The organism is Pseudomonas sp. BCRC 81390, assembly GCF_030341915.1.
Classification (GTDB): domain Bacteria; phylum Pseudomonadota; class Gammaproteobacteria; order Pseudomonadales; family Pseudomonadaceae; genus Aquipseudomonas.
The window spans coordinates 135116-160874 of sequence record NZ_JATAAG010000013.1; the positions used below are offsets into that span (position 1 = coordinate 135116).

The window sequence follows — 25759 nt, forward strand, 5'->3', positions numbered from 1 at the left end:
TATGCCGTCACATCCCGATTCTGGCTGCCATTGTGAAACAATTCATCGATTTCATTCCGCTGTTGCTGTTCTTCATTGTCTACAAGCTCGACCCGCGCCCCATGGAAGTCGCCGGCCACAGCTTCGAATTCGGCGGGATCTACAGCGCCACGGCCATGCTCATCATCAGCTCGCTGGTGGTCTACGGCGCGCTGTTCCTGCGTCAGCGCAAGCTGGAGAAGGGCCAGTGGCTGACTTTGGTGGCGTGCCTGGTGTTCGGCGGCCTGACCTTGGCCTTCCACAGCGAAACCTTCCTCAAGTGGAAGGCGCCGGTGGTTAACTGGCTGTTCGCCCTGGGCTTCGCCGGCAGCCACTTCATCGGCGACCGGGTGCTGATCAAGCGCATCATGGGCCATGCCCTGAGCCTGCCCGACCTCATCTGGACCCGACTGAACCTGGCCTGGATCGGTTTCTTCCTGTTCTGCGGTGCGGCCAACCTGTTCGTCGCCTTCACCTTCCAGGACTTCTGGGTCGACTTCAAGGTGTTCGGCAGCCTGGGCATGACCGTGATGTTCCTGGTGGCGCAAGGCGTGTACCTGTCGCGCCACCTGCACGACGACCCTTCCACCTCCAAACCCAAGGATTGACATGCTCTACGCCATCATCGCCAGCGACGTCGCAAACTCCCTGGAAAAACGCCTGGCTGCCCGCCCGGCGCACATCGAGCGCCTGCAGCAACTGAAGGCCGAAGGCCGCGTGGTGCTGGCCGGCCCGCACCCGGCCATCGACAGCAATGACCCGGGCGAAGCGGGTTTCAGCGGCAGCCTGATCGTTGCCGAGTTCGAATCCCTGGCGGCGGCGCAGGCCTGGGCCGATGCCGACCCTTACATCGCCGCGGGTGTATACGACAAGGTTGTGGTCAAGCCATTCAAGCAAGTGCTGCCTTGATCTGATGCGCGCCAGCTTCTTCGCGGGCTTGCCCGCGAGGGCTGGCGCGGTGCCGGCAGTTATACGATTGCCATCAGTCTGCGGTATCTTTGCCACTGGCGGGCCGAATAGTCGCCGTCAATGGTTGAATTGAGTGAGTCATGAGCGAGCTGTTACTGATTGATGATGACCAGGAACTGTGCGAGCTGCTCGGCAGCTGGCTGACCCAGGAAGGGTTCACCGTGCGTGCCTGCCACGATGGCAAGAGCGCCCGCCAGGCCTTGGCCACGCATGCCCCGGCGGCCGTGGTGCTGGATGTGATGCTGCCCGACGGCAGTGGCCTGGAACTGCTCAAGCAGTTGCGCAGTGAACATGCCGAACTGCCGGTATTGATGCTCTCGGCCCGTGGCGAGCCGCTGGATCGCATCCTCGGCCTGGAACTGGGCGCCGACGATTACCTGGCCAAACCGTGCGACCCACGTGAACTCACTGCCCGCCTGCGCGCCGTGCTGCGCCGCAGCCACCCTGCCGCCACCAGCAGCCAGGTGGAGCTGGGCGACCTGGTCTACAGCCCTGCCCGTGGCGTGGCCAGCATCGATGGCCGCGAAATGACCCTGACCCTGTCCGAGAGCCGCATTCTCGAAGCCCTGCTGCGCCAACCCGGCGAGCCGCTGGACAAGCAGGAACTGGCGCAGATCGGCCTGGGCCGCAAATTGACCCTGTACGACCGCAGCCTGGACATGCACGTCAGCAACCTGCGCAAGAAGATCGGCCCGCACGCCGATGGTCGGCCACGCATCGTTGCCCTGCGCAGTCGCGGCTACTACTACTGCCTCTGAGCATCTTTACCGAGCCTTTACCCTGCGCTGACGGCGCTTGACGGTGCTCTCCCTAGACTGTGCTCATCCGGTAACCACCGGCCTATGAAAGGAGAGACACCATGCGCAAGACCCTTATCGCCCTGATGTTCGCCGCTGCCCTGCCGACCGTGGCCATGGCCATGCCTGAAGACGGCCCGCGCCACGACGGCCCGCATCATCGCGGTGATGCGCCGTTCCACCAGCTGGACCTGAGCCGTGACCAGCGCCAGCAGATCGGCAAGCTGATGGGCGAACAGATGAAGCAGCGCCACGAGATCACCGAGCGTTATCTGGCCAAGCTGCCGGCCGCCGACCAGAAGGCCTTGAAAGACGAACTGAAGGCCAGCCACGACAAGACCGACAGCGCGGTCCGTGCCCTGCTCAAACCGGAGCAGCAGAAGAAGTTTGACGAGCTGCAGAAGGAACGCGCCGCACAGAGAGCCGAGTGGCAGGAGTTCCAGGCCTGGAAAGCTGAAAAAGGCAACAAGGCCCAGTAAGCTGTCCAGCCGATGCCCGGCCCGCCCTAGCGCGGGCCGGGTTTTCCCGTTTAGGAGGTGCACTTGCGTTCACTGTTCTGGCGCGTCCTGGCCAGTTTCTGGCTGGCCATCGCCCTGGTCGCGGGCCTGTCGATCCTGCTGGGCCACATGCTCAACCAGGACGCCTGGATCCTCAGCCGCCACCCGGGCCTGAATACCTTGGCCAGCCAGTGGGCCAGGCACTACGAGCAGGAAGGCCTGGCTTCGGCACAGCAGTTCCTGGAACGGCGCAAAGAGCGCTTCAAGATCGACGTGCAAGTGCTCGATGACAGCGGCGAAGCCGTCGTGCCCGGCACCTTTCCGCGCCGTGCGGCAGCTTTCGAGGCGCGCCAGCACAACGACCAGCGGCGCCTGCCCTGGCGCCGGCTGACCGAGGAATACACCAGCCCCGACACCGGCGAGACCTACCTGCTGATCTACCGTATCCCCCACCCGGCGCTGGATGCCTGGCACCGCGAAAGCCTGCTGTGGCCGCTCAGCGCCCTGGGGATCGCCCTGGTGGTACTGACCCTGTTCAGCCTGTTGGTGACGTTGTCCATCACCCGCCCGCTCAGCCGCCTGCGCAGCGCCGTGCACGACCTGGGGCAGACCACCTACCAGCAGAACAGCCTGGCGCAACTGGCCGCACGGCGCGACGAGTTCGGCGTGCTGGCCAAGGACTTCAACAAGATGGGCGCACGCCTGCAAAGCACCATCGGCAGCCAGCGCCAGTTGCTGCGCGACGTGTCCCACGAATTGCGCTCACCGCTGGCCAGGCTGCGCATCGCCCTGGCCCTGGCCGAGCGCGCCGAGCCTGCGCAGCGGCAGGCACTGTGGCCACGCCTGACCCGCGAATGCGATCGGCTGGAGGACCTGATCAGCGAAATCCTCGCCTTGGCGCGCGTCGATGCCGAACAGGCGCATGCCGAGCCGGTCGACCTCAATGCCCTGCTCGGCAGCGTGCGCAAGGACGCCCTGCTCAGCGCCCCGGAGCAGGACGTGCGCCTGGAGGCGCAGCCGGGGTTGACCTTGCAGGGCTGGCCAACCCTGATCGAACGCGCCGTGGACAACCTGCTGCGCAACGCCCTGCGCTTCAACCCGGTGGGCCAGCCGATCGAGGTCAGTGCCGTGCGCGAGCAGGACCGTATCCTGGTGAGCGTGCGCGACCATGGGCCCGGGGCGGCGGCCGAGCATCTGCAACAGTTGGGTGAGCCGTTCTTCCGCGCGCCGGGGCAGGAAGCGCCGGGGCATGGGCTGGGGTTGGCGATTGCCCGCAAGGCGGCGGAGCGTCACGGCGGCAGCCTGGTGCTGGAGAACCACCCCCAAGGCGGGTTCGTGGCCAGGCTGGATTTGCCTTCGCAAGCGCGCCCAGCTTGAAATCGCCGGGGCTGCTTGGCGGCCCTTTCGCGACGCAGCCCCTACTGGTATTGCACAGTACTCATTGACGGCGCTGCACTTGTGGGAGCGACCTTGAGTCGCGAAAGGGCTGCGCAGCCCCCCTACAGGTACTGCATAGTACTCATTGGTAGCGCTGTACCTGTGGGAGCGACCTTGTGTCGCGAAAGGGCTGCGCAGCAGCCCAGCATTCTCGGCCGTTATTCGCCCCAGGCACTGACGAAATCAGCGCTGTCCAGAACCGGCGCCGTGCGCGGCTCGGTCAGCGGCGTACCGACATACAGATAGCCAATCAGCTCCTCGTTCGCGGCCAGCCCCAGGCCCTGATGCACATGGGCATCATAGGCCATGTCACCGGTCCGCCATACCGCCCCGACCCCTTGTGCATGTGCCGCAATCAGCATGCCATGCGCCGCACAGCCTGCCGCCAGGCGTTGCTCGGCCTTGGGCACCTTGAAATGATCCTGCAACCTGGCAATCACCACGATCAGCAACGGCGCCCGCAACGGCATGGCACGCGCCTTGTCCAGTGCAGCCTGGCTGGCATCGCCCTTGTGCTGCAGCGCTTCGGCGAACAGCTCGCCCAGTTTCTCGCGGCCCTGGCCTTCGATGGTCAGGAACCGCCAAGGCCGCAGCTGGCCGTGGTCGGGGGCACGCAGTGCAGCCTGGAACAGCGCCTCGCGCTGGGCGGCATTGGGCGCCGGGTCGGTCAGGCGTGGCACGGAAACACGGTTGAGCAATGCGTCGAGAGCCTCCATCGGCTACCCTCCTGGCAGGTGAATGTGGCGCCATTCTAGCGTTTACATCACCAGACCCATAGGTAGAATGGCGCCCTTCCGTTTCGAGTCAGAGCAGATCACATGGCGTTGCCGACCTTAAGGATCATTGGTTTCATCATCGGCATCTTCCTGATTACCCTCGCTGTCAGCATGGCCGTACCCATGGCGACCCTGGTGATCTTCGAACGCACCGGCGACATGCCGTCGTTCCTCTGGTCAAGCCTGGTCACCTTTCTTGCCGGCCTGGCCCTGGTGGTCCAGGGCCGCCCCGAGCATGTGCACCTGCGCCCGCGTGACATGTACCTGCTGACGGTCAGCAGCTGGCTGGTGGTGTGCGTGTTCGCCGCCCTGCCCTTCCTGCTGACCCAGCACATCAGCTACACCGACGCCTTCTTCGAAAGCATGTCGGGCATCACTGCCACCGGCGCTACCGTGCTCAGCGGGCTCGACAGCATGTCACCGGGCATCCTGATGTGGCGCTCGATGCTGCACTGGCTTGGCGGCATCGGCTTCATCGGCATGGCGGTAGCGATCCTGCCGCTGTTGCGCATCGGTGGCATGCGCCTGTTCCAGACCGAATCGTCCGACCGTTCGGAGAAGGTCATGCCACGCTCGCACATGGTCGCCAAGTCGATCGTGGGGGTGTACGTCGGTTTCTCGATCCTCGGCGCGCTGGCCTTCTGGTGGGCCGGCATGAGCCCCTTCGATGCGATCAACCACGCCATGTCGGCAATTTCCACCGGCGGCTTTTCCACCTCCGACCAGTCGCTGGCGAAATGGGACATCCCCGCCGTGCACTGGGTCGCGGTGGTGGTGATGATCCTCGGTAGCCTGCCCTTCACGCTGTACGTCGCGACCCTGCGTGGCAACCGCAAGGCGCTGCTTCGCGACCAGCAGGTACAGGGCCTGCTCGGCATGCTGCTGGTCACCTGGCTGGTGCTTGGCACCTGGTACTGGGCCACCACCCAGATGCACTGGCTTGACGCCCTGCGCCACGTGGCCCTGAATGTGACCTCGGTGGTCACCACCACCGGCTTCGCCCTGGGCGACTACAGCCTGTGGGGCAACTTCTCGTTGATGCTGTTCTTCTACCTGGGCTTCGTCGGGGGCTGCTCCGGCTCGACCGCGGGCGGCATCAAGATCTTCCGCTTCCAGGTCGCCTACATTCTGCTCAAGGCCAGCCTCAACCAGCTGATCCACCCGCGCGCGGTGATCAAGCAGAAGTACAACGGCCACCGCCTCGACGAAGAAATCGTGCGTTCGATCCTCACCTTCTCGTTCTTCTTCGCCATCACCATCTGCGTGATGGCACTGCTGCTGTCGTTGCTTGGCGTGGACTGGATGACTGCCCTGACCGGTGCTGCTGGCACGGTCTCCGGTGTAGGCCCGGGCCTGGGCGAGGTGATCGGCCCATCAGGCAACTATGCCAGCCTGCCGGACGCGGCCAAGTGGATCCTCTCCAGCGGCATGCTGCTCGGTCGCCTGGAGATCATCACCGTGCTAGTGCTGTGTATGCCAGCGTTCTGGCGTCACTGAGCCCCGCGGCCGTAGCGCCCAGGCGGGCACGGTACTCGCTGGGCGTGGTATCGAACCAGCGGCGGAACGCCCGGTAGAAGTTGCTGGGGTCGGCGAAACCCAGCAGGTAGGCGGTTTCCAGCAGGGTCATGCCCGGTTGGGCCAGGTACTGTTCGGCCAGTTCGCGACGGGTGTCGTCGAGCAATGCCTGGAAACTGGTGCCTTCTTCCTGCAACCGCCGCTGCAAGGTGCGCTGCGACAGGTGCAGCGCCTGGGCCAGGGTTTCGCGCTTGGGCTCGCCTTGCGGCAGAATGCGACACAGCACCTGGCGTACCCGGTGGGTGACCCGTGTTTCGGAAAAACGCGCCAGGTACTCCCCGGCAAAACGGTCGTGCAGCACCGCCATGGCTTCATTGGCGGTGGGCAACGGCGCCTCCATGTCGGCCCGCTCGAACAGCAGCGCATCGTGCGCCGCAGCGAACACCAGCGGGGCATGAAACGCCGCCTTGTAAGGCTCGACATGCTTGGGTTGCGGGCCCTGCAGCAGCACCCGGCGAGGCTGCACCGGCCGGCCGCTGAGCCATGAGCACAATGCCAGCCCGCAGGCCAGTGAAGCTTCGGCACTGTGCCGGGTCGGCGGCAGATGGTCGCCGTGCACGGTCAGGATCAGCGAGTAACCTTCGGGGTCGGCGACGAAGCTCAGGTCGCAGCTTTCGGCAATGATGCGCTGGTAACGTACCAGGCGCTCGAAACCCTCGGCCAGGGTGCGGCTGGACATCAACGCATAGCCCGCCACATGGAACGATGCCGGGCGCACCACCCGCGCCATGTTCAGACCAATGGCCTCGTTGCCCGACAGCTCCTCTGCCAGTTGCCACAGGCGGGTCATGGCGTCCTGCGGGAAGCGCGCATCGGGGTCGTCCAGGGCCGTGAAGTCCAGCCCCAGCTGCTTGAACATGGCCCGGCAGTCCAGCCCCTCCAGCTCGAGTGCCTTCACGATCCCGGTTGCCCAGCTGGCTGACGTGGTTCTTTCGCTCATGACCGTGCCGACCGCTCCTGCGGTGAACCCCAAGGATACTCAATTGGCGCCCATTGTCACTGGAAGGCGCCGCCAGTGACTCTAGACTCGAATCAGGCTCCACGCCGTGCATCCTGTCCAAAAGTATCTGCCGGAGCAGTGCCATGAACCGCACAGCGCAGTTTCGCAGTTTTGCCGAGTTCTATCCGTATTACCTGGGAGAGCACAATAACCCGACCTGCCGCCGCCTGCACTTCGTCGGCACCAGCCTGGTGATCGCCTTGCTGGCCTATACCATCGGCAGTGGCAAATGGGCGCTGCTGCTGGCCGTGCCCGTGTTCGGCTACGGTTTTGCCTGGGTCGGGCATTTCTTTTTCGAGAAGAACCGGCCCGCAACCTTTAGCCATCCGCTTTACAGCCTGGCCGGGGATTTCGTGATGTTCAGGGATATCCTGCTGGGCAAGATCAGCCTGTAGGTATTCTGGGGTCGCGTTGCGGCCCAGGGCCCCCAGGCCTCAGGCCGTCTCCCGCAACGCCTCAGCCTGCCGGGCCTGCCGCGCCTGCGCCTCGGCCAACCGGTACAGTTCGATGGTGCCATCCCAATGCTCGATCAACGCCGTGCACGATTCCACCCAATCGCCGCAATTGAGGTAGTCCACTGCGCCTACCCGGCGAATTTCGGCATGGTGGATATGCCCACACACCACGCCATGAAAACCGCGGCGCGTGCATTCGTGGGCAATGGCAACCTCGAAGTCACTGATGAAGTTCACCGCCCCCTTGACCTTGTGCTTGAGGTAGGCCGACAGCGACCAGTAACCATAACCGTAACGGGCCCGCCAATGGTTGAGCCAGCGGTTCAGCACCAGGGTGAATTCATAGGCACGGTCGCCGAGAAACGCCAGCCAGCGGTGGTAACGGGTAATCACGTCGAACTGGTCGCCATGGATCACCAGCAGGCGGCGGCCATCGGCGGTCAGGTGCTCGGCCTCGTCCACCAGCTGGATATTGCCGAGCATCAGCCGGGAATAACGGCGCAGGAATTCGTCATGGTTGCCGGTGACGTAGATCACTTCGGTACCGCGCTTGCTCATGGTCAGCAGGCGGCGCAGCACATTGGTGTGGGCCTGTGGCCAGTAGATCCCGCTGCGCAGCTTCCAGCCATCGATGATATCGCCCACCAGGTAGATGCGATCGGCCTGGTAGCCCTTGAGGAATTGCGCCAGGTGTTCGGCCTGGCAATCGCGGGTACCCAGGTGCACATCGGAGATCCACAAGGTTCGCACCCGCTGCTTGCGCGAGGGACGGGACAGTTCGGCATGGGTCATGTGTAGGCTCCGGCGCAGTTTGCTGGAGACTGGCAGGCGCGAATGACAGTGCCGTGGCAATACCGTGACGAGTGATGGGCTGACGGGATTCAGGCACAATGCGTATCTGCCCTGCCAGGACACTCCCATGAGCGGCCCGATCCTCTCGCTGCGCCATTACCGCCACAGCTTGATCGCCCACAGCCACGACCACCCGCAGTTGGTGTTCGGCCTGCGCGGCCGCCTGGAGTTCGAAGTCCAGGGGCATGGCGCCGGGATCGATCGCCAGGGGCTGGTGGTGGTACCGGCGGGTGCCCATCACACCTGCGCCAGCACCAAAGGCAGCGACTGCCTGGTGCTGGATGTGCCCGGGGAGCACTGGTTGTGCGAACAACTGGGCGAGCATGCCGATGCCAGCCGCCGGTTGCTGGACCGCCCCGCCGCCCTGGGCCTGAACGAGCGCCAGCAACAGCTGGTGGACTGGCTGGCGGCCAGCCCGGTGCACGACCCGCTGATTGCCCGGCAAGGCGCGGCGCTGCTGCTGGCCAGCCTAACCCCCACGGCGGCTGCCAGCATAGGCGCCTGCCAGCGGCTGCCGTACGCGGCGTTCGATGCGCATATCGAGGAGCATGCCGCTTACCCGTTGCAGGTCGCCGACCTGGCGCGCATCGCCGGGTTGTCCAGTGCTCGCCTGCACGCGCGCTTTACTGCCGAATGTGGGATGACGCCAATGGACTACATCCGCCAGCGCCGCTTGCTCAAGGCGCGGCGGCTGGTAGTGCAGACCTTGCTGCCGCTGGGGGAGATTGCGGCGCAGGTGGGGTACAGCTCGCAGAGCGCGTTTTCGGCAGCGATGCTGCGGGCATTCGGCTGCTCGCCTTTGGCGTTGCGGCGAGAGGCTGGCGACAACGCACGCTAGTCTTGCGACAGAACGTGTTGGCCTGAACCTTTACACTTTTGCCTGTGCCCCCCTCTTCCGGGCAAGCCCGCGAAGAGGCCGTTACTGCCAGCAGAGATCTTCAGCAAGGACCCCTCATGAACCACCGCACCGCCCTCGGCGCCCTGCACATTGGCGCGCTGTTCTTCGGCCTGACCGGCGTCTTCGGCAAGCTGGCCGCCAGCGCCAGCCCGGCGATCATCGTGTTCGGCCGCGCCGCCTTCGCCGTGCTCGCCCTGGCCCTGTTCGCCAGCCTGAGCGGCCCGGGCTGGCAACGCCTGAGCAGCCAGGATGTCCGCCGCCTGCTGCTTGGCGGCGTGCTGCTGGCGGGCCATTGGGTCAGCTTTTTCATCGCCGTGAAAGTCGGCGGCGTGGCCATTGCCACCCTCGGTTTTGCCAGCTTCCCGGCTTTTACCGTGATCCTCGAGGGCCTGCTGTTCCGCGAACGGATCCGCCGCAACGAAGCCATGCTGGTGCTGCTGGTAAGCATCGGCCTGATGCTGGTCACCCCGGCATTCGACCTGGCCAGCCAGGCCACCGGTGGCCTGCTCTGGGCGCTGCTGTCGGGGCTGCTGTTCGCCTTGCTGTCTCTCACCAACCGCGCCGGCTCCGGCCGCCTGCCGGCGGTGCAGGCGGCGTTGTGGCAGAACCTGGTGGTGGGCCTGTGCCTGCTGCCGTTCGCCGCACCAGGCCTGGCCGACGTAGCCAGCCGGGACTGGCTGTGGATCGCCCTGCTCGGCATCTTCTGCACCGGCGTGGCCCACAGCCTGTTCGTCGCCAGCCTGGCGGTGATCAAGGCACGCACCGCCGCCGTGGTGTTCGGCATGGAGCCGGTCTACGGCATTGCGGTGGCCTGGGCGGTGTTCGCCGAAACCCCAACCCTGCGCATGCTGCTGGGCGGCGCGCTGATCATCTTTGCTATCGTGCTGTCCAGCCGCCTGGCTGCCGAGCAGGCACCGCGGCAACAGCCTGCCGCCGAGGGCAGCTGATCAGCGGTCGTTGTGCCCCAGGTCACGCTGCGGGTCGATCTGGTCGCGCACCCGTTGCTTGAGTACCTTGGCCTCGGGGAAGCCGCCATCGGCCTTGCGCTCCCAGATCTGCACGCCATTGCAGGTGATGCGGAAGACACCCCCGGTGCCCGGCTCCAGCGCCACCCGCCCGAGGTCATCGGCAAAGGTGCTGAGCAGTTCCTGGGCCAGCCAGGCGGCACGCAGCAGCCACTGGCACTGAGTGCAATAGGTGATCACGATTTCAGGTTTGCTGTCGGCCATGGTGAAACGTCTCCAGGTGAGTGGCCGCTTATACTAGCGGTCTTTAGCCCACGGTTTGAGACTCACGATGCGCCGCCTGCTGTTCTGTTTCCTGCTCGCCCTCACCTCGCTCACGGCCTTTGCCAGCGAACCGGCCAGGCCCAAGGTCGGCCTGGTGCTGTCGGGTGGCGCTGCGCGCGGCCTGGCCCATATCGGTGTACTAAAGGCCCTGGAGGAACAGGGCGTACGTATCGACGCCATCGCCGGCACCAGCATGGGCGCGGTGATCGGCGGCCTGTACGCCTCGGGCTACAGTGTCGAAGAGCTGGAAAAGCTCGCCACCACCCTCGACTGGCAACAGGCGCTGTCCGATGCCCCGCCGCGCAAGGACGTGCCGTTCCGGCGCAAGCAGGACGACCGTGACTTCCTGGTGAAGCAGAAACTCAGCTTTCGCGACGATGGCAGCCTGGGCCTGCCACTGGGCGTGATCCAGGGCCAGAACCTGGCCTTGCTGCTGGAAAGCAAGCTGGCGCATACCGCCGACACCCGTGACTTCGACAAGCTGCCGATTCCTTTCCGGGCAGTGGCAACCGACATCGCCAGTGGCGAGAAAGTGGTGTTCAGCCATGGCCACCTGCCCCAGGTGATCCGTGCCAGCATGTCGATCCCGGCGGTGTTCGCCCCGGTCGAGCTGGACGGCCGGCTGCTGGTGGACGGCGGCATGGTCGACAACATTCCCGTGGACGTGGCCCGCGAAATGGGCGTCGACCTGGCCATCGTGGTCGACATCGGCACCCCACTGCGTGACCGCAAGCAACTGGCCACGGTGGTCGACGTGCTCAACCAGTCGATCACCCTGATGACCCGGCGCAACTCGGACGAGCAGCTGGCCAGCCTGCACCGCGACGACATTCTCATCCAGCCGCCGCTGGCTGCCTTCGGTGTCACCGACTTCGGCCGCGCCCGGGAGATGATCGAGGCCGGCTACCGTGCAACCCGCCTGCTCGATGCTCGCCTCGCCGCCCTGCGCCAGCCCGAGGCCGACAGCAGCCTGGCGGTGGCCCGCTCGCCACGCCAGCGCACCCCGGTGATTACCGCAATCCGGATCGAGAACGACTCCAAGGTCAGCGACGACGTCATCCGTTCGTACATCCGCCAGCCAATCGATGCGCCGCTGGAGCTGGACCGCCTGCAGACCGACATGGGCACGCTGTATGGCCTGGACTACTTCGACCGAGTGCAATATCGCGTGGTACACAAGGGAGACGACAACACCCTGGTAATCAACGCCCGCGGCCGACGCGGTGGCACCGACTACCTGCGCCTGGGCCTCAACCTGTCGGACGACCTGCGCGGTGACAGCGCCTTCAACCTGGGCGCCAGCTACCGGGTCAACGGCATCAACAGCCTCGGCGCCGAATGGCTGACCCGTGGCCAGATCGGCGACCAGCAGGAGCTCTATAGCGAGTTCTACCAGCCGCTGGACGTGGGTTCGCGCTATTTCATCGCGCCGTACCTGGACTTCAACTCGCAGAACATCGAAGCGACCCTGGACAACGACCCCGTCGCCGAGTACCGCCTGGAGCGTTACGGCTTCGGCCTGAACGTAGGGCGGCAGATCGGTACCAACGGTGAAGTGCGCCTGGGCGTGGGCAAGGCCTGGGGCGAGGCCGAGGTGCGCATCGGCGACCAGGACCTGCCCAAGGTCAGTTTCAACGAAGGCTTCTACGAGCTGAAATACTCGTTCGACACCCTCGACAACGTGTATTTCCCGCACCGCGGCGAGGACATCGGCCTGACCTTGCGCAAGTACGACAAGTCGCTGGACTCCGACCAGGATTACCGGCAGTGGATGTTCAACCTGGACAAAGCCATCAGCAGCGGGCCGAACACCTTCGTGCTGGGCGGGCGCTACGGGCGCACGCTGGATGCCACCGAAGTGGTCACGTCAAGCTTCGTACTGGGAGGGGCAAGGGAGCTGTCAGGGTTCCGCCAGGACTCGGTATCAGGGCAGAACATGAGCCTGCTGCGCGTGGTCTATTATCGCCGCCTGACACCACGGGCCTACCTGCCGCTGGACTTCCCGTTGTACCTCGGCGGGTCGCTGGAACGTGGGCGGGCGTGGAACAACGACAACGCCTTCGACAGTGGCTACATCAACGCGGCAAGCATCTTCCTGGGGCTGGAGACGCCGTTGGGGCCATTGAATTTCACCTATGGCGCCAACAGCGCGCATGAGCAGGCGGTGTACTTGAACCTGGGCCATACCTTCTGAACTGCCGGGGCCGCAAAGCGGCCCCACGGCCCCTCAGGATTTCTCCAGGTTGGCCAGGATCCGGGCATGCACCCGCATGCACACCTGCAGGTCGGCCTCGTCCACCCCGGTGAACAACTCCACCCGCAACTGGTTGGCAATGGTCTCGATCTGGTCGATCAGCGGCTTGGCCGGCGGGCACAGCACGATCTTCTTCGCCCGCCGGTCTTCCAGTACCGCCTGCCGGCGCACCAGCCCCTGCGCCTCCAGGCTGTCGAGCAGGCGCGCCAGGGTCGGGCCTTCGACACCGACGCTCTGGGCCAGCTCGCGCTGGGTCGGGGCGTCTTCGAAACGGGCCAGGTGCAGCAACACCAGCCAGCGCGCCTGGGACAGGTTGAGCCCGGCCAGGCGGCGGTCCAGCTCGGCACGCCAGCCCCGGGACATCTGGGCCAGCTGCATGCCGAAGCGGTGTTGGTTGTCGGTCAGAGGCATAGGCAACTCATTGAACAGATCTAATTATTAGGCAGCTAACCATGGCCCGCCCTACGAGGCAAGGCTCGGGCCCTGGTGATGTCCGATTATCGTCAAAAAACATGACCAAGGTCAGCAGATGGCGGCGTTGCCGTCGAGCCGGGTGCCGGTCACAGCTCGAATTCGGCTGCCAGCGCCGCCCGTACGCAATACAACACGCCTTCTGGCACGCGGCCACCGAACAACGGCGCGATGGCCGATACCGGGGGCAGCTCGCCCTCGCCGTCGAGGAAGGCATCCTGCACTTCCATCAACAAGTCTTCCGGCAGGTCCAGCGCCTGCTCCAGGCTCAATTCCTGGCGGCCCAGCGCCTCGGCCAGCAGGCTGTAGACGTTCTTCTCGCTGCAATTGAGCTGCCCGGCGATCTGCGCCGGAGTCATGCCGGCACGGGCCAGGCTGACCAGCTCGTGGCGCAGGTCGAGCACCACTTTCGGCGCCTCGGCGGTGCCGCCGCTGTTGTTCAGCACTTCGAGGAAGGCCTGCCCATAGCGCTCCAGCTTGCGTGCGCCCACGCCGCTGACCTGGGCCATGTCGCTGAGGCTGACCGGCTGGCTGCGCAACATCTCCAGCAGCGTCGAATCGGGGAAGATGACGTAGGGCGGCACGCTGTGCTCTTCGGCCAGCTTGCGCCGCAAGGTGCGCAGCGCCTCCCACAGTTCGCGCTCCTCGGCACGCACCAGCTGGCTGGCCGGGCTGCCACCGCCGGACGACGAAGCCCTGGCGCTGGTCTGCGGCTTGAGGTCGCGGCGCAGCTGCAAGGTCACCTCGCCGCGCAGCAGCGGCCGACAACTGTCGGACAGGCGCAGGCCGCCATAACCTTCCAGGTCGATATCGACCAGGCCACGCGCCACCAACTGGCGGAACAGCGAACGCCACTCGACCTCGGCCAGGCCCTTGCCCACGCCAAATACCGAGAGTTTCTCGTGGCCGAAATTGCGTACCTTCTCGGTGTCCTTGCCCAGCAGCACGTCGACCAGGTGGCCGACGCCGTAGCGCTGGCCGGTGCGGAACACCGCCGACAGCGCCTGGCGTGCCGGCTCGGTGGCGTCCCAGGTCTGCACCTGGTCGACACAGTTGTCGCAGTGCCCGCACGGCTGCTCGAGGGTTTCATCGAAATAGGCCAGCAGCGCCTGGCGCCGGCAACGGGTTTCTTCGCACAGCGCCAGCATGGCGTCGAGCTTGTGCTGCTCGATGCGCTTGTGGCGCTCGTCACCCTCGGAGTTCTGCAGCATCTGCTTGAGCATCACCATGTCCTGCAGGCCGTAGGCCATCCAGGCATCGGACGGCAGGCCGTCACGGCCGGCACGGCCGGTCTCCTGGTAGTACGCCTCCAGCGACTTGGGCAGGTCGAGGTGGGCGACGAAGCGCACGTTGGGCTTGTCGATGCCCATGCCGAAGGCAATGGTGGCGACCATGATCAGCCCTTCCTCGTTGAGGAACCGGTGCTGGTTGGCCGCGCGCGTCTCGGCAGGCAGGCCAGCGTGATAGGGCAACGCCGGGAAGCCCTGGTCGCAGAGGAAGGCGGCGGTTTCGTCAACCTTCTTGCGCGACAGGCAATAGACGATGCCCGCGTTGCCCCGGCGCTCGCCAAGGAAGGCCATCAACTGTTTGCGCGGCGCCTCCTTGGGCACGATGCGGTAGAAGATGTTGGGCCGGTCGAAGCTCGACAGGAAGCGCTCGGCACCTTGCAGGTGCAGGCGCTGCACGATCTCTTCGCGGGTGCGCATGTCGGCGGTGGCGGTCAGGGCGATGCGCGGCACATGCGGGAACAGCTCGGCCAGCTGGCCAAGTTGCAGGTACTCGGGGCGGAAGTCGTGCCCCCATTGCGACACGCAGTGGGCTTCGTCGATGGCGAACAGGGCAATGTCCAGCTCGCGCAGGAAATCGAGCATGCGTGGCTGCACCAGGCGCTCCGGCGCCAGGTACAGCATTTTCACTTCGCCACGACGCAGGCGCCCGGCCAGCTCACGCTGCTGCTCGGGCGTCAGCGTGGAGTTAAGGGCGGCGGCCGGCACACCCAGCTCGTCGAGCGTGGCAACCTGGTCGTCCATCAGCGCGATCAGCGGCGAGACCACCACCGTCAGGCCCGGACGCAGCAACCCCGGCACCTGGAAACACAAGGACTTGCCGCCGCCGGTGGGCATCAGCACCAGGGCATCGCCGCCATTGGCCACGCAGTCGATGATCGCTGCCTGGCGCCCGCGGAAACTGTCGTAGCCAAAGACGTCCTTGAGAACGCGCTGAGCCTGTTCGAGCATGTGCAACTCCACAAATCGCCGTACCATCCTGGACACAGGCTGGACGAAAAACCCGCCCCGCACACGCCAAATGCGTAAGCGGTTTTTGCCAGGCCGCCGGCAAAACCGGCGCCTGGGTGAAAAATCGCGGAGTATACCGCAGCACTGCCCTGCGCAGGGCACCACGACGATAGACGTTCCCTTTGCCCCGCCGTCGCCGCAAGGTGCTAGAATTCGTTATCGTTTATTCCCCAAGGTAGCCCCGTAATGTCCTTCGCCGAGCAACTGACCCGCCTGCAAACCTTCCTCGACGCCGACGAGCTGCACGAAGAAGCGCTGGACTACGTCGCCGCCCACGGCTACCTGACCGCTTTGTCGATCAACGCAGAAGAAGTGCCGGAGCGCGAGTGGATCGACGCCCTGTTCGCCGAAGAGCCGCACTACGCCAGCGACGCCCAGCGCACCGAAATCGAAGCCACCCTGGTTGCGCTGAAGGCACATATCGCCCGCCAGCTGGCCAGTGACGACGAGTTCGAGCTGCCGTGCGAACTCGACCTGACTGACGAGCCGGACGATTCCGACCTGCGCGGCTGGTGCATCGGCTTCATGGAGGGCGTGTTCCTGCGTGAAGAGGCCTGGTTCGAGAACGCCGAGGAAGAAGTCAGCGAGATGCTGCTGCCGATCATGGTCGGCTCGGGCCTGTTCGACGAGCAGCCGGAGTTCGCCGACATCGCCAGCAATGCCAACCTGCAGGACGACATGATCGTACAGATCCCCGAAGCGCTGACCGCGCTGTTCCTGCTGCTGCACGCTCCTGACGAGAAACCGGCGCTGCTCAAGCCTCGCCACCACTGAGTCGCCTGTGCGCTACGTGCTGCTGGCCACTGGCTGGCTCAGCGTTGCGCTGGGGGTGCTGGGGATTTTCCTGCCGGTCTTGCCCACCACCCCGTTCCTGCTGTTGGCGGCGGCCTGCTTTGCCCGCAGCTCGCCGCGCTTTCACCACTGGCTGGTCCACCACCCCAAACTCGGGCCGTGGATTCGCGACTACCTCAGTGGTGAAGGCATCCCTCTCAAGGGCAAGCTCTACGCCATTGGGCTGATGTGGGCCAGCATCGGCCTGTCATGCTACCTGGTCCCCCTGTTCTGGGCCCGCGCTTTCATGCTGGCCAGCGCTGTACTGGTGAGCTTGTATATCCTCAGTCAGAAAACCCTGCCCAAGCCAAAGTGACATTTTTTTGTCGCCAAATATCAATTTTGCCTAGCTACCCGCGCGCTTATCCAAAATCGTTCTGGAACCGGCAAAAACCCCTCTATCCATTGGCTTTTCAGGTCTTCCGGCGCGCTATCATCCTTCCAGGCAGGTCCAGGTTTTAGACTTTTCAGCGCTTACATGTCAGTTTGATATGAATAAATCTTCTTATCTATCGCGTTGAATGTACTTAGCTGTGTCGTTAAAAACCTGCAACACTATATGCGATAACTATTTCGTCATTTTTTTGGCGACAGCAGGATCAATTCCAGGATCAGGGAGATGTACCATGCGCGTTTTGAACCCCATCACCAGTGCACTGCTGTTGGCCCTGGCGAGTGCCAACGTACAGGCGATGTCGATCACCGAGGCTGTCCAAAGCGCCGTGGACTACCATCCGCAAATCAGCTCCAACCGCAACAGCAAGCTGTCGGCCGATGAAGACGTGAAATTTGCGCGTGGTGGCTACTACCCTTCCGTGGACCTGGTCGCTGGCTATGGCCGCCAGCGTTCGGACAACACCAGCACGCGTGCCGAGGGCAACCACAACAAGGAAACCCTCAACTACACCCAGTCCGAGCTGCGCCTGCGGCAGATGATCTTCGACGGCTTCAACACCTCGAACGAAGTGGGCCGCACCGAGGCGGTCTCGACCTCCCGCGCCTACTACACCCAGGCCGTTGCCCAGGATGTCGCCCTGCGTGCGATCGAGGTGTACCTGGAGGTGCTCAAGCGCCGTGAACTGGTAACGCTTGCCAAGAACAACCTGCAAGCCCACCTGCGGGTCAACGACCAGATCGGCCTGCGCAACGAGCGCGGCGTTGGCAGCACCGCCGACCTTGACCAGTCCCGCGCACGTCGCGCCCTGGCGGAAAACAACCTGGACACCGCCGAAGTCGACCTGGCCGACGCCGAGGCCAACTTCTTCAGCGTGGTCGGGCGCATGCCGGACGAGTTGGAGGCACCGCAGTCGATCAAGGTGGTAATGCCCGCCAACCTCGAAGAAGCACGCGAGGGCATGCGCCAGAACAACCCGTACATCAAGTCGGCCCAGGCTGATGTCAACGCTGCCGAGAAGCAGTACGAAGTGGCCAAGTCGACTTTCTACCCACGCTTCGACGCCATCCTGGCCACCGGTGCCAACAACAACACCGGCGGCGAGAAGGGCCACAACAACAATGACTGGCAGGCTGGCGTGGAGATGAACTACAACCTGTTCCGCGGCGGCAGCGACAAGGCTCGTCTGCAGTCCGACGCGCACAAGATCAACCAGGCCCTGGACATCCGCAACAACGCCCTGCGCGAGCTGACCGAGAACCTGAGCCTGGCGTGGAACGCCATGAACAACGCCAGCAAGCAGCTGCCGACCGCGCGTGAGTACGCCGAAACGACCAAGCGCGTGCGTGCCGCCTACCAGGACCAGTTCGGCCTGGGCCAGCGTACCCTGCTGGACGTGCTCGACAGTGAAAACGAGTTGTACAACGCCGACCGCCGCTACACCGAAGTGCGTTACACCGAGGAGTTCTCGCGTTACCGCGTGCTGGCGACCATGGGCGAGCTGTTGAGCAAGCAGCGCATTTCGCTGCCGCCGGAGGCGCTGGCTTCTACTGAAGTGACCACCGAGGCGCGTTTGCCCGAGATGCGTTGATCGGTTTGCGATTGCCGGGGCCGCTGTGCGGCCCCAGCCGTCACTTGGTGCCGTGGTTGCGCTGGAATGTCTCGACACCCATGGCCTTGATCTGCCCTTCGATCAATGCCTCGAACGGCGCCAGCAGCGCATCGAAGCTGGCCGGCTGTTCCAGTGCATTCAATGCCCCCACCACCGCCTCGATGGTCGACAACGCCCCTGCCTCCGGCGCCTTGCGCAACCGATAGCGCGACGGCGCAACAGACCCCAGCGTGACCCTCGGCAACGCCTCCAGCAGCGGGTTCAGGTACAGCAGCTTGCGCGCCTTGCGCCAGGTACCGTCAGGCACGATCAGCAGCACGGGTTCGTCGTGCGCCTGGTGGTAAGGCGTCAGCACCTGCGCGTCATCGCCCGGGAACAACAGCGCCGGCCGATAGCCGGGCGTCGCCAGCAGTGCGTCCAGGTCCTCGAACACTTCGCCGACCCGTAACTCGGCATTGGTCAGGCCAAGGGCGGCCAGGCGGGCGGTGTTGAGCGCATGGGTGGTTTCACTGGGGTGCTGCAGCAGGATGACACGGGTGCGGCTGTCGAGTGCAGGAATCAGTGGGCAGAGGCAATGGTCGAGCGGGCGCTGGCAGCGCTCGCAGCGGGGTCTGGGCATGGGGTTCTCCTTGGCCGGAGCAGTTTGCCACAAACCCGGGGCCGACAACGCGGCCCCAGCCAGCTCAGCGGTTGAAGCGCTCGGCAAGGCTGTGCAGGTACTCGGCCATGCGCTCCAGGTCCTGGCTGATTTCCGCGCCTTGCCTGGCCTGCCCGGCGCTCTCGTCACACAGGTGGGCAATCCGCACGATCTGCTGGTTGATATCCTCGGCCACATGGCTCTGCTGCTCCGACGCGGTCGCCATCTGCTGGCTCATGCCAGTGATCCGGCTGACCGCCTGGGCAATCCCGCTCAACGCCGCCTGCACCGCCTCGACACTGTGCACGCTGTCGCGGGAAATCTGTTCGCCACGGCTGGCAGTGCTCACCGCCCGCTCGGCCCCGGCGCGCAACGAGGCGATGATCTGGTGAATCTCCTCGGTCGATGCGCGGGTGCGCTGGGCCAGCGAACGCACTTCATCCGCCACCACGGCAAAGCCGCGTCCTTGCTCGCCGGCGCGGGCCGCCTCGATGGCCGCGTTCAGCGCCAGCAGGTTGGTCTGCTCGGCGATCGAGGTGATCACATCGACCACGCTGCCAATCGATTGGGTCTGTTCGGCCAGGGCATTGACCGCCTGGCCGATGTCATTCACCGCATCGCTCATGCTGCCCATGGCCTTCAGGCTCTGCAACGCCAGCTCGCTGCCCTGCTGCGCCAGCTGGTCGGCATCGCCGGCGGCGTGCGCCGTGCTCTGCACGTTGTGGGTAACCTGCTGGATGGTTGCCGCCATCTGCGCGATGGCGGTGGCGGACTGGTCGGTCTCGCTGCGCTGGCGGTCGAGCATCTGCGCCTGGGCATCGGACAGGCCAGCCGACTGCGCGGCCCGCGACTTCACCCCGACGCCGGCATCGACCAGGCGGGTCAGGGCTGTTTGCAGGCGCGCTTCCTCGCTGATGATGGCCAGGTCGAGCTGGCCCTGCAGGCCTGGGTTGTCACTGTAGGTCAGCGCCACCAGCGGGCTGGTGAAGGCCTTGGGGTGTTCGGCCAGGGTACGGCGAATGGCCTGGTTCTGGCGCAGCTCGACCAGGTACCAGGCCAGCAGCAGGCTGGCCATCAGCACGCCCAGCGCGGCATAAGGGGGCAGCCACAGGTAGCCTGCCGCCGACAGCAGCCCGGCACCGATCAACGGCCAGCCGTGACCCAGCCCTTGCCCCAGGCGGGCCGCCCACGGCACCGGCGTACGGCCGGCACGCAAGCGAGCATACAACGCTTCGGCGCGGCGGATCTGCTCGCGCGTGGGTACCGAGCGCACCGACTCGTAGCCACTGATGCGGCCCTGTTCGTAGATCGCCGTGACATAAGCGCTGACCCAGTAGAAATCGCCGTTCTTCGCCCGGTTCTTGACCACGCCCATCCACGGCTTGCCTTGCTTGATGGTGTCCCACATATGGCCGAACACGGCTGGCGGCATGTCCGGGTGACGCACCAGGTTATGCGGTTGGCCGACCAGCTCGTCGTAGGTGAAACCGCTGATCGCCACGAAAGCGTCGTTGCAATAGGTGATGCGGCTGTTGAGGTCGGTGGTGGAAATCAGGCGTTGATCGCTGGAGAAGGTTCTTTCGTGCTCAGTGACGGGCAAGTTCATGCGCATCTTGGGCGATCCTTGCAGGACAATTTAGTGGGAAAATCATCAGCGCAAGTTGATATGTAGCAGAGCGCTATCAGTTTAGCGGCCCGCATTTGCAGGAATTTAAGGCGTCCCGACGGAATGTTGTGAACGCCGTGTCCATCAGCCGACGTTGAGCTGGCTTTTCAACAGGTCGCGGAAGGTCTGGATCAACGGCTCACGGCTGCGTCCGCGGCGGATGATCAAGGAAAACGGCGCCTGGTAACCGAAGGTGGAAGGCGACAGCACGCGCAGGTCGCCCTTGTCGACCCAGGCCTGGGCATAATGCTCGGGCAAGTAGCCGATGTAGGCGCCGGAAAGAATCAGGATCAGTTGCGCCTCCATGCTTTCCACCGTCGCCGCACTGTGCTTGAAGCCATGCCGGGCCAGCTCGGCCTGGCTCCAGTAGCCGCGCCCGACCATGCGTTGCTGGGTCACCACCTGCTCGGGGATACGCCGCTCGCCATACAGCGGGTGGCGGCTGCTGCAGTACAACCAGTGCTGTTCGCGGTACAGCGGCTGATACAGCAGCCCGCTCATGCGCGAGGAAAACGCCCCGATGGCCAGGTCCAGGCGGTTGTCCTGCACGCCCAGTTGCAGTTCGTAAGGGCTGGACACCGACAGGTGCAGGTGCACCGCCGGGTGTTCCTGGCTATAGGCGCCGATGGCCTCGGCCAGCGGCAAGGCCCGGTCACCGACCGTGGAGTCGATCACGCCAAGGTTGAGCGTGCCGCGCAACTCGCCCTTGAGCGCAGCGGCGTACTGTTCGAAACCGTCCAGCTCGGCCAACAGGCGCAGGGTTTCCTGGTGGAACAGCTCGCCCTTGCTGGTGAGGCTGAAGCCGCCACGGCCACGGTGGCACAGCACGATGCCCAAGGCACCTTCGAGCTGGCTCATGTAGGTACTGATGGCTGAAGTCGACAGGTTCAGCTCGCGCTGGGCGTTGGCGAAACCCTGGTGGCGTACCACGCTGACGAAGATGCGCAGCAGTTTCAGGTCGGGCAAGGTCGAGGCCATGGTGCAACGGTTCCACAACGGTATTTGCGCGCAGTCTAACCGCTGTACACGCGTTCAGTTCAGAAATTCCTGAACTAAGTATTTGCCGGCAGCGATTTTTCCCCGGCAGCGCCTTCAGCAGACTTGGCCGAAATGGCCCTGCCCGCCGTCAACCAACAGGCGCGCGGCGGCACAGGTTCGAACAAACAGAACAATCGACCGACTGATGAGGCCCACCGTGGACAAGATTCTCCACCAACCACTGGGCGGCAACGAAATGCCGCGTTTCGGCGGCATCGCCACCATGCTTCGCCTTCCCCACCTGCAAAGTGCCCAAGGCCTGGACGCTGCGTTCATCGGTGTGCCCCTGGACATCGGCACCTCGCTGCGCTCCGGTACCCGCTTCGGGCCACGGCAGATCCGCGCCGAATCGGTGATGATCCGCCCGTACAACATGGCTACCGGGGCTGCGCCGTTCGACTCGCTGTCGGTGGCCGACATCGGTGACGTGGCGATCAACACCTTCAACCTGCTGGACGCCGTGCGCATCATCGAAGAAGCGTATGACGAGATCCTCGAGCACAACATCATCCCGCTGACCCTGGGCGGCGACCACACCATCACCCTGCCGATCCTGCGCGCGCTGCACAAGAAGCACGGCAAGATCGGCCTGGTGCACATCGATGCCCACGCCGACGTCAACGACCACATGTTCGGCGAAAAGATCGCCCACGGCACCACCTTCCGCCGCGCCGTGGAAGAAGGCCTGCTCGATTGCGAGCGCGTGGTGCAGATCGGCCTGCGCGCCCAGGGCTACACCGCCGATGACTTCAACTGGAGCCGCCGCCAGGGCTTCCGCGTGGTCCAGGCCGAAGAATGCTGGCACCAGTCGCTGGTACCGCTGATGGCCGAAGTGCGGGAGAAGGTCGGCGGCGGCCCGGTGTACCTGTCGTTCGACATCGATGGCATCGACCCGGCCTGGGCGCCAGGCACCGGCACCCCGGAAATCGGCGGCTTGACCACCATCCAGGCGATGGAGATCATTCGCGGCTGCCACGGCCTGGACCTGATCGGCTGTGACCTGGTCGAGGTCTCCCCGCCTTACGACACCACCGGCAACACCTCGCTGCTCGGTGCCAACCTGCTGTTCGAAATGCTCTGCGTGCTACCGGGCGTGGTGCGTCGCTGATACCGCTACACCCCGGCAGGAGCCATGAGGGAGGGCCATTGAGGCCCGCCAACACACGACAGGACCGCCGGGCGCCGTGAACCCGCCCGGGTGGTCGATCTCGCCATAATAAAGATAATCGGGAGACCCCCAATGGCCTTGGACATCATTGTTGTAATGATCTACACCGCCGGCATGCTCGGGCTTGGCTGGTATGGCATGCGCCGCGCGAAAACCCACGAAGACTACCTGGTTGCCGGGCGCAACCTCGGCCCGGTGCTGTACATGGGTACCATGGCCACCACCGTGCTCGGTGGCGCTTCCACTGTTGGCACCGTACGCCTGGGCTATGTGCACGGCATCTCCGGCTTCTGGTTGTGTGCCGCCCTGGGCCTGGGCATCATCGCGCTGAACCTGTTCCTGGCCAAACCCCTGCTGCGCCTGCGCATCTTCACCGTGACCCAGGTGCTGGAGCAGCGCTACAACCCCACCGCACGCCAGGCCAGCGCGGTGATCATGCTGGCCTACGCGCTGATGATCGGGGTGACCTCGACCTTGGCCATGGCCACCGTATTGCAAGTGTTGCTGGACCTGCCGTTCTGGGCCTCGCTGCTGCTCGGCGGCGGTGTGGTGGTGCTGTACTCCACCATCGGCGGCATGTGGTCGCTGACCCTGACCGACATCGTGCAGTTCGTGATCAAGACCGTCGGCCTGATGTTCATCCTGCTGCCTGTGTGCCTGTACAAGGCCGGTGGCTGGGACACCCTGGTGGCCAAGCTGCCGGCGGCCAGCTTCCAGCTCACCACCATTGGCTGGGACACCATCATCACCTACTTCCTGATCTACTTCTTCGGCATCCTGATCGGCCAGGATATCTGGCAGCGGGTATTCACTGCCCGTGACGAGAAAGTCTGCCAGCGTGCCGGTACCACCGCAGGTGTGTACTGCGTGTTGTACGGCCTGGCCTGCGCCACTATCGGCATGGCCGCGCATGTGCTGATGCCCGACCTGGCCAACCCGAACAACGCCTTTGCCGAAATGATCAAGACCACCCTGCCCGATGGCATCCGTGGCTTGCTGATGGCAGCAGCGCTGGCTGCGATGATGTCCACCGCCAGCGCCGGCCTGCTGGCCGCGTCGACCACCCTGACCGAAGACCTGCTGCCCAAGCTGCGTGGCGGCAAGCAATCGAGCCTGGCCGTCAGCCGCCTGTTCACCCTGCTCACCGGCCTGGTGGTGCTGGGCATCGCCCTGATGGTGAACGACGTTATCAGCGCCCTGACCTTGGCCTACAACCTGCTTGTCGGCGGCATGCTGATCCCGCTGATCGGGGCGATCTTCTGGAAACGCGCGACCACCGCCGGCGCCATCGCCAGCATGTCGCTGGGCTTTGCCACCGCGTTGCTGTTCATGTTCAAGGACGGGCTGGAGGCCAACACGCCGATCTACTACAGCCTGGTGGTTGGGCTGGTGAGCTTTGTGGTGGTCAGCCTGATGTCGCGCAAGCCGGCGGCGGCGGTGAAGCTGGCCTGACAGGGGACTGATTACCTCCACTGGCCCTTTCGCGGGTAAACTCGCGAAAGGGCCGAAACAGGCAACCCAAACCTGCCAGCAACAAAAAGGCCGCTGCACCCACCCAGGTGCAGCGGCCTTTGTCTGTATCAGCGACGACGCGGTTGGCGCTTGCGCTGCTCTTCATCAGTCGGGATCGGTACCGGCTGCAGGGGTGGCGGGATCAGCCCCAAGGCGACAGCCAGGTCGTGGAGCCAGTTGGACAGTGGTTTATTCATAATGCCCCCTTGACGGGTCCGCCTCACGGCAATTCAGTCCTGCGATGTTTCATACAGATCATAGTCCCATGTTCTGTATAACGCATGCCTCTGTTCTTACAGATACGGGCCATTTTGACGCGGATCAAGCCGTAACGGCGCATTCCGACGACTGGTTAATCGTTTCGCTTTGTTGCAGGTCGATCCACGCCTGCAAATTCGCCCCACGCATGCCCTGGCGCCACATCAACCAGGTGACTGCCTGATCGAACGGCGCCTGCAAGCGGTGCACTCGCACCCGGTCACGCCCGGGCAGGCTATCGAGCATCGACTGCGCCATCATCGCCACCCCCGCCCCGGCGATCACGCAGGCCAGCATGCTTTGGTACGACTCGATCTCCATCACCCGGCCCATCGGCGTGTGGGCATGGGCGTACCAGGCCTCCAGGCGCATGCGGTACGAACAGCCCTGGCGGAAGGTGAACACTGCCTTGCCCGCCACGTCCCGGGCCGTCTGTACCGGCGGGTGCTCGGGGCTGGTGATCAGTACCAGTTGCTCGTCGCACAGCGGCACGCCATCCAGCCCGGCCAGGCTCGGAGGGCCATCCACCAGCGCGGCGTCCAGGCTGTGGTTGAGCAGGCCCTCCAGCAATTCGCCACTGGGCGCCGCGCGCACCTGCAGGTTCACCGCTGGATACGCTTGGTGATAACGCGCAAGCAAGCCCGGCAGGTGCGTCGCCGCCGTGCTGTACATGGTTCCCAGCACAAAATCCCCGGCTGGCTGGCCGCCGCGCACCGCAGCCTGGGCTTCGTCGCGCAAGGCGGACAGGCGCTGGGCATAGTCCAGCAGCACCTTGCCCGCCGGCGACAGCTGCAGGCGTTGGCGTTCACGCAGGAATAGCTCGACGCCCAAGTGTTCTTCAAGCTGGCGCAAGCGCGTCGACAGGTTCGACGGCACGCGGTGCAGGCGCTCTGCGGCACGGGTGAGCGAGCCCTCCTCGGCCACGGCCTGGAAGATACGCAGCTGGCTGAATTCCACGACATTCTCCAAAACAGAACAACTTGATCATCATTATTCAATTTTATTGAAAAGAAAACCGCCCTAACCTGCCGGTCATCGCTTACATCGTGCAGGAGACC

Annotated in this window: 26 protein-coding genes; 15 read left to right on the forward strand and 11 right to left on the reverse strand. The window is 64.6% G+C overall.

Annotated elements, in window-relative coordinates:
• Positions 1-32 precede the first annotated feature (32 nt).
• From QSV36_RS07235 to QSV36_RS07255, 5 genes are all read left to right on the forward strand, one after another.
• A complete protein-coding gene (locus tag QSV36_RS07235; protein ID WP_225778740.1) occupies positions 33-626 on the forward strand; it encodes a septation protein A in 594 nt (197 codons plus the stop codon).
• Position 627: 1 nt separating this feature from the next.
• Positions 628-927 (forward strand): YciI family protein, encoded by a 300-nt coding sequence (locus QSV36_RS07240; RefSeq protein WP_012273585.1) that lies wholly within the window; start codon positions 628-630, stop codon positions 925-927.
• 140 nt (positions 928-1067) lie between these two features.
• On the forward strand, positions 1068-1745 hold the full coding sequence (locus tag QSV36_RS07245) for a response regulator transcription factor (protein WP_170031258.1): 678 nt from the start codon (positions 1068-1070) through the stop codon (positions 1743-1745).
• Positions 1746-1846: 101 nt separating this feature from the next.
• Positions 1847-2263, forward strand: coding sequence for a Spy/CpxP family protein refolding chaperone (locus QSV36_RS07250; RefSeq protein WP_289130988.1), 417 nt, complete (start codon positions 1847-1849; stop codon positions 2261-2263).
• A gap of 57 nt (positions 2264-2320) precedes the next feature.
• Positions 2321-3658, forward strand: coding sequence for a sensor histidine kinase (locus QSV36_RS07255; RefSeq protein ID WP_289130989.1), 1338 nt, complete (start codon positions 2321-2323; stop codon positions 3656-3658).
• 218 nt (positions 3659-3876) lie between these two features.
• Here the strand turns inward: QSV36_RS07255 and QSV36_RS07260 are convergent, their stop codons facing one another.
• The gene (locus QSV36_RS07260) at positions 3877-4434 is read right to left on the reverse strand and encodes an NAD(P)H nitroreductase (protein ID WP_289130990.1); all 558 of its coding nucleotides are present in this window, start codon (positions 4432-4434) and stop codon (positions 3877-3879) included.
• A 102-nt stretch (positions 4435-4536) separates the two neighbouring features.
• Here QSV36_RS07260 and QSV36_RS07265 point away from each other — a divergent pair, with 102 nt between their 5' ends.
• The gene (locus tag QSV36_RS07265; RefSeq protein WP_289130991.1) at positions 4537-5991 is read left to right on the forward strand and encodes a TrkH family potassium uptake protein; all 1455 of its coding nucleotides are present in this window, start codon (positions 4537-4539) and stop codon (positions 5989-5991) included.
• On the opposite strand, the gene QSV36_RS07270 is transcribed toward QSV36_RS07265, so the two are convergent.
• Complete coding sequence (locus QSV36_RS07270) at positions 5948-7009, reverse strand: AraC family transcriptional regulator (RefSeq protein WP_289130992.1); 1062 nt, start codon at positions 7007-7009, stop codon at positions 5948-5950. The two genes, QSV36_RS07265 and QSV36_RS07270, sit on opposite strands and share 44 nt — an antisense overlap.
• A gap of 143 nt (positions 7010-7152) precedes the next feature.
• Between QSV36_RS07270 and QSV36_RS07275 the strand changes: the two genes are divergently transcribed.
• Positions 7153-7464: an Mpo1-like protein gene (locus QSV36_RS07275; protein WP_289130993.1), complete on the forward strand. Its 312-nt coding sequence runs from the start codon at positions 7153-7155 to the stop codon at positions 7462-7464.
• 39 nt (positions 7465-7503) lie between these two features.
• Here QSV36_RS07275 and QSV36_RS07280 read toward each other — a convergent pair whose 3' ends face one another.
• The gene (locus QSV36_RS07280) at positions 7504-8316 is read right to left on the reverse strand and encodes a UDP-2,3-diacylglucosamine diphosphatase (protein ID WP_289130994.1); all 813 of its coding nucleotides are present in this window, start codon (positions 8314-8316) and stop codon (positions 7504-7506) included.
• Positions 8317-8443: 127 nt separating this feature from the next.
• On the opposite strand from QSV36_RS07280, the gene QSV36_RS07285 reads away from it, so the two are divergent.
• Both QSV36_RS07285 and QSV36_RS07290 read left to right on the forward strand, forming a co-directional pair.
• Positions 8444-9214 (forward strand): helix-turn-helix domain-containing protein, encoded by a 771-nt coding sequence (locus QSV36_RS07285; RefSeq protein WP_289130995.1) that lies wholly within the window; start codon positions 8444-8446, stop codon positions 9212-9214.
• A 116-nt stretch (positions 9215-9330) separates the two neighbouring features.
• Positions 9331-10221, forward strand: coding sequence for a DMT family transporter (locus tag QSV36_RS07290; protein ID WP_289130996.1), 891 nt, complete (start codon positions 9331-9333; stop codon positions 10219-10221).
• Here QSV36_RS07290 and QSV36_RS07295 read toward each other — a convergent pair whose 3' ends face one another.
• Positions 10222-10503, reverse strand: coding sequence for an Rdx family protein (locus QSV36_RS07295; protein WP_289130997.1), 282 nt, complete (start codon positions 10501-10503; stop codon positions 10222-10224).
• Between the two features lie 67 nt (positions 10504-10570).
• Here QSV36_RS07295 and QSV36_RS07300 point away from each other — a divergent pair, with 67 nt between their 5' ends.
• The gene (locus QSV36_RS07300; RefSeq protein ID WP_289130998.1) at positions 10571-12757 is read left to right on the forward strand and encodes a patatin-like phospholipase family protein; all 2187 of its coding nucleotides are present in this window, start codon (positions 10571-10573) and stop codon (positions 12755-12757) included.
• Positions 12758-12790: 33 nt separating this feature from the next.
• On the opposite strand, the gene QSV36_RS07305 is transcribed toward QSV36_RS07300, so the two are convergent.
• Positions 12791-13228, reverse strand: a complete 438-nt coding sequence (locus QSV36_RS07305; protein WP_087502739.1) for a MarR family transcriptional regulator — start codon at positions 13226-13228, stop codon at positions 12791-12793.
• Between the two features lie 149 nt (positions 13229-13377).
• Positions 13378-15525 carry a DNA helicase RecQ gene (gene recQ, locus QSV36_RS07310; protein ID WP_289130999.1) on the reverse strand — a complete coding sequence of 716 codons (2148 nt, stop codon included), beginning with the start codon at positions 15523-15525 and terminating at the stop codon, positions 13378-13380.
• A gap of 246 nt (positions 15526-15771) precedes the next feature.
• On the opposite strand from recQ, the gene QSV36_RS07315 reads away from it, so the two are divergent.
• From QSV36_RS07315 to QSV36_RS07325, 3 genes are all read left to right on the forward strand, one after another.
• Positions 15772-16359, forward strand: coding sequence for a YecA/YgfB family protein (locus QSV36_RS07315; RefSeq protein ID WP_289131000.1), 588 nt, complete (start codon positions 15772-15774; stop codon positions 16357-16359).
• 7 nt (positions 16360-16366) lie between these two features.
• Positions 16367-16732 carry a YbaN family protein gene (locus tag QSV36_RS07320; RefSeq protein ID WP_225778753.1) on the forward strand — a complete coding sequence of 122 codons (366 nt, stop codon included), beginning with the start codon at positions 16367-16369 and terminating at the stop codon, positions 16730-16732.
• Between the two features lie 310 nt (positions 16733-17042).
• Positions 17043-18401: a TolC family outer membrane protein gene (locus QSV36_RS07325; protein ID WP_289131001.1), complete on the forward strand. Its 1359-nt coding sequence runs from the start codon at positions 17043-17045 to the stop codon at positions 18399-18401.
• Positions 18402-18441: 40 nt separating this feature from the next.
• On the opposite strand, the gene QSV36_RS07330 is transcribed toward QSV36_RS07325, so the two are convergent.
• The 3 genes from QSV36_RS07330 to QSV36_RS07340 all read right to left on the reverse strand — a co-directional run bounded on the left by QSV36_RS07330 (position 18442) and on the right by QSV36_RS07340 (position 21703).
• Complete coding sequence (locus QSV36_RS07330; protein WP_289131002.1) at positions 18442-19041, reverse strand: tRNA-uridine aminocarboxypropyltransferase; 600 nt, start codon at positions 19039-19041, stop codon at positions 18442-18444.
• A gap of 64 nt (positions 19042-19105) precedes the next feature.
• On the reverse strand, positions 19106-20671 hold the full coding sequence (locus QSV36_RS07335) for a methyl-accepting chemotaxis protein (protein WP_289131003.1): 1566 nt from the start codon (positions 20669-20671) through the stop codon (positions 19106-19108).
• Between the two features lie 138 nt (positions 20672-20809).
• Positions 20810-21703, reverse strand: a complete 894-nt coding sequence (locus QSV36_RS07340; protein WP_051099419.1) for a LysR family transcriptional regulator — start codon at positions 21701-21703, stop codon at positions 20810-20812.
• A 217-nt stretch (positions 21704-21920) separates the two neighbouring features.
• Between QSV36_RS07340 and speB the strand changes: the two genes are divergently transcribed.
• Both speB and QSV36_RS07350 read left to right on the forward strand, forming a co-directional pair.
• On the forward strand, positions 21921-22871 hold the full coding sequence (speB, locus tag QSV36_RS07345) for an agmatinase (protein ID WP_289131004.1): 951 nt from the start codon (positions 21921-21923) through the stop codon (positions 22869-22871).
• A gap of 132 nt (positions 22872-23003) precedes the next feature.
• Positions 23004-24383 (forward strand): sodium:solute symporter family protein, encoded by a 1380-nt coding sequence (locus tag QSV36_RS07350; RefSeq protein WP_289131005.1) that lies wholly within the window; start codon positions 23004-23006, stop codon positions 24381-24383.
• Positions 24384-24511: 128 nt separating this feature from the next.
• Here QSV36_RS07350 and QSV36_RS07355 read toward each other — a convergent pair whose 3' ends face one another.
• Positions 24512-24640 carry a PA1414 family protein gene (locus tag QSV36_RS07355; protein WP_009683677.1) on the reverse strand — a complete coding sequence of 43 codons (129 nt, stop codon included), beginning with the start codon at positions 24638-24640 and terminating at the stop codon, positions 24512-24514.
• Between the two features lie 124 nt (positions 24641-24764).
• The gene (gene ptrR / locus QSV36_RS07360; RefSeq protein WP_289131006.1) at positions 24765-25658 is read right to left on the reverse strand and encodes a putrescine utilization regulator PtrR; all 894 of its coding nucleotides are present in this window, start codon (positions 25656-25658) and stop codon (positions 24765-24767) included.
• Between the last annotated feature and the right edge of the window lie 101 nt (positions 25659-25759).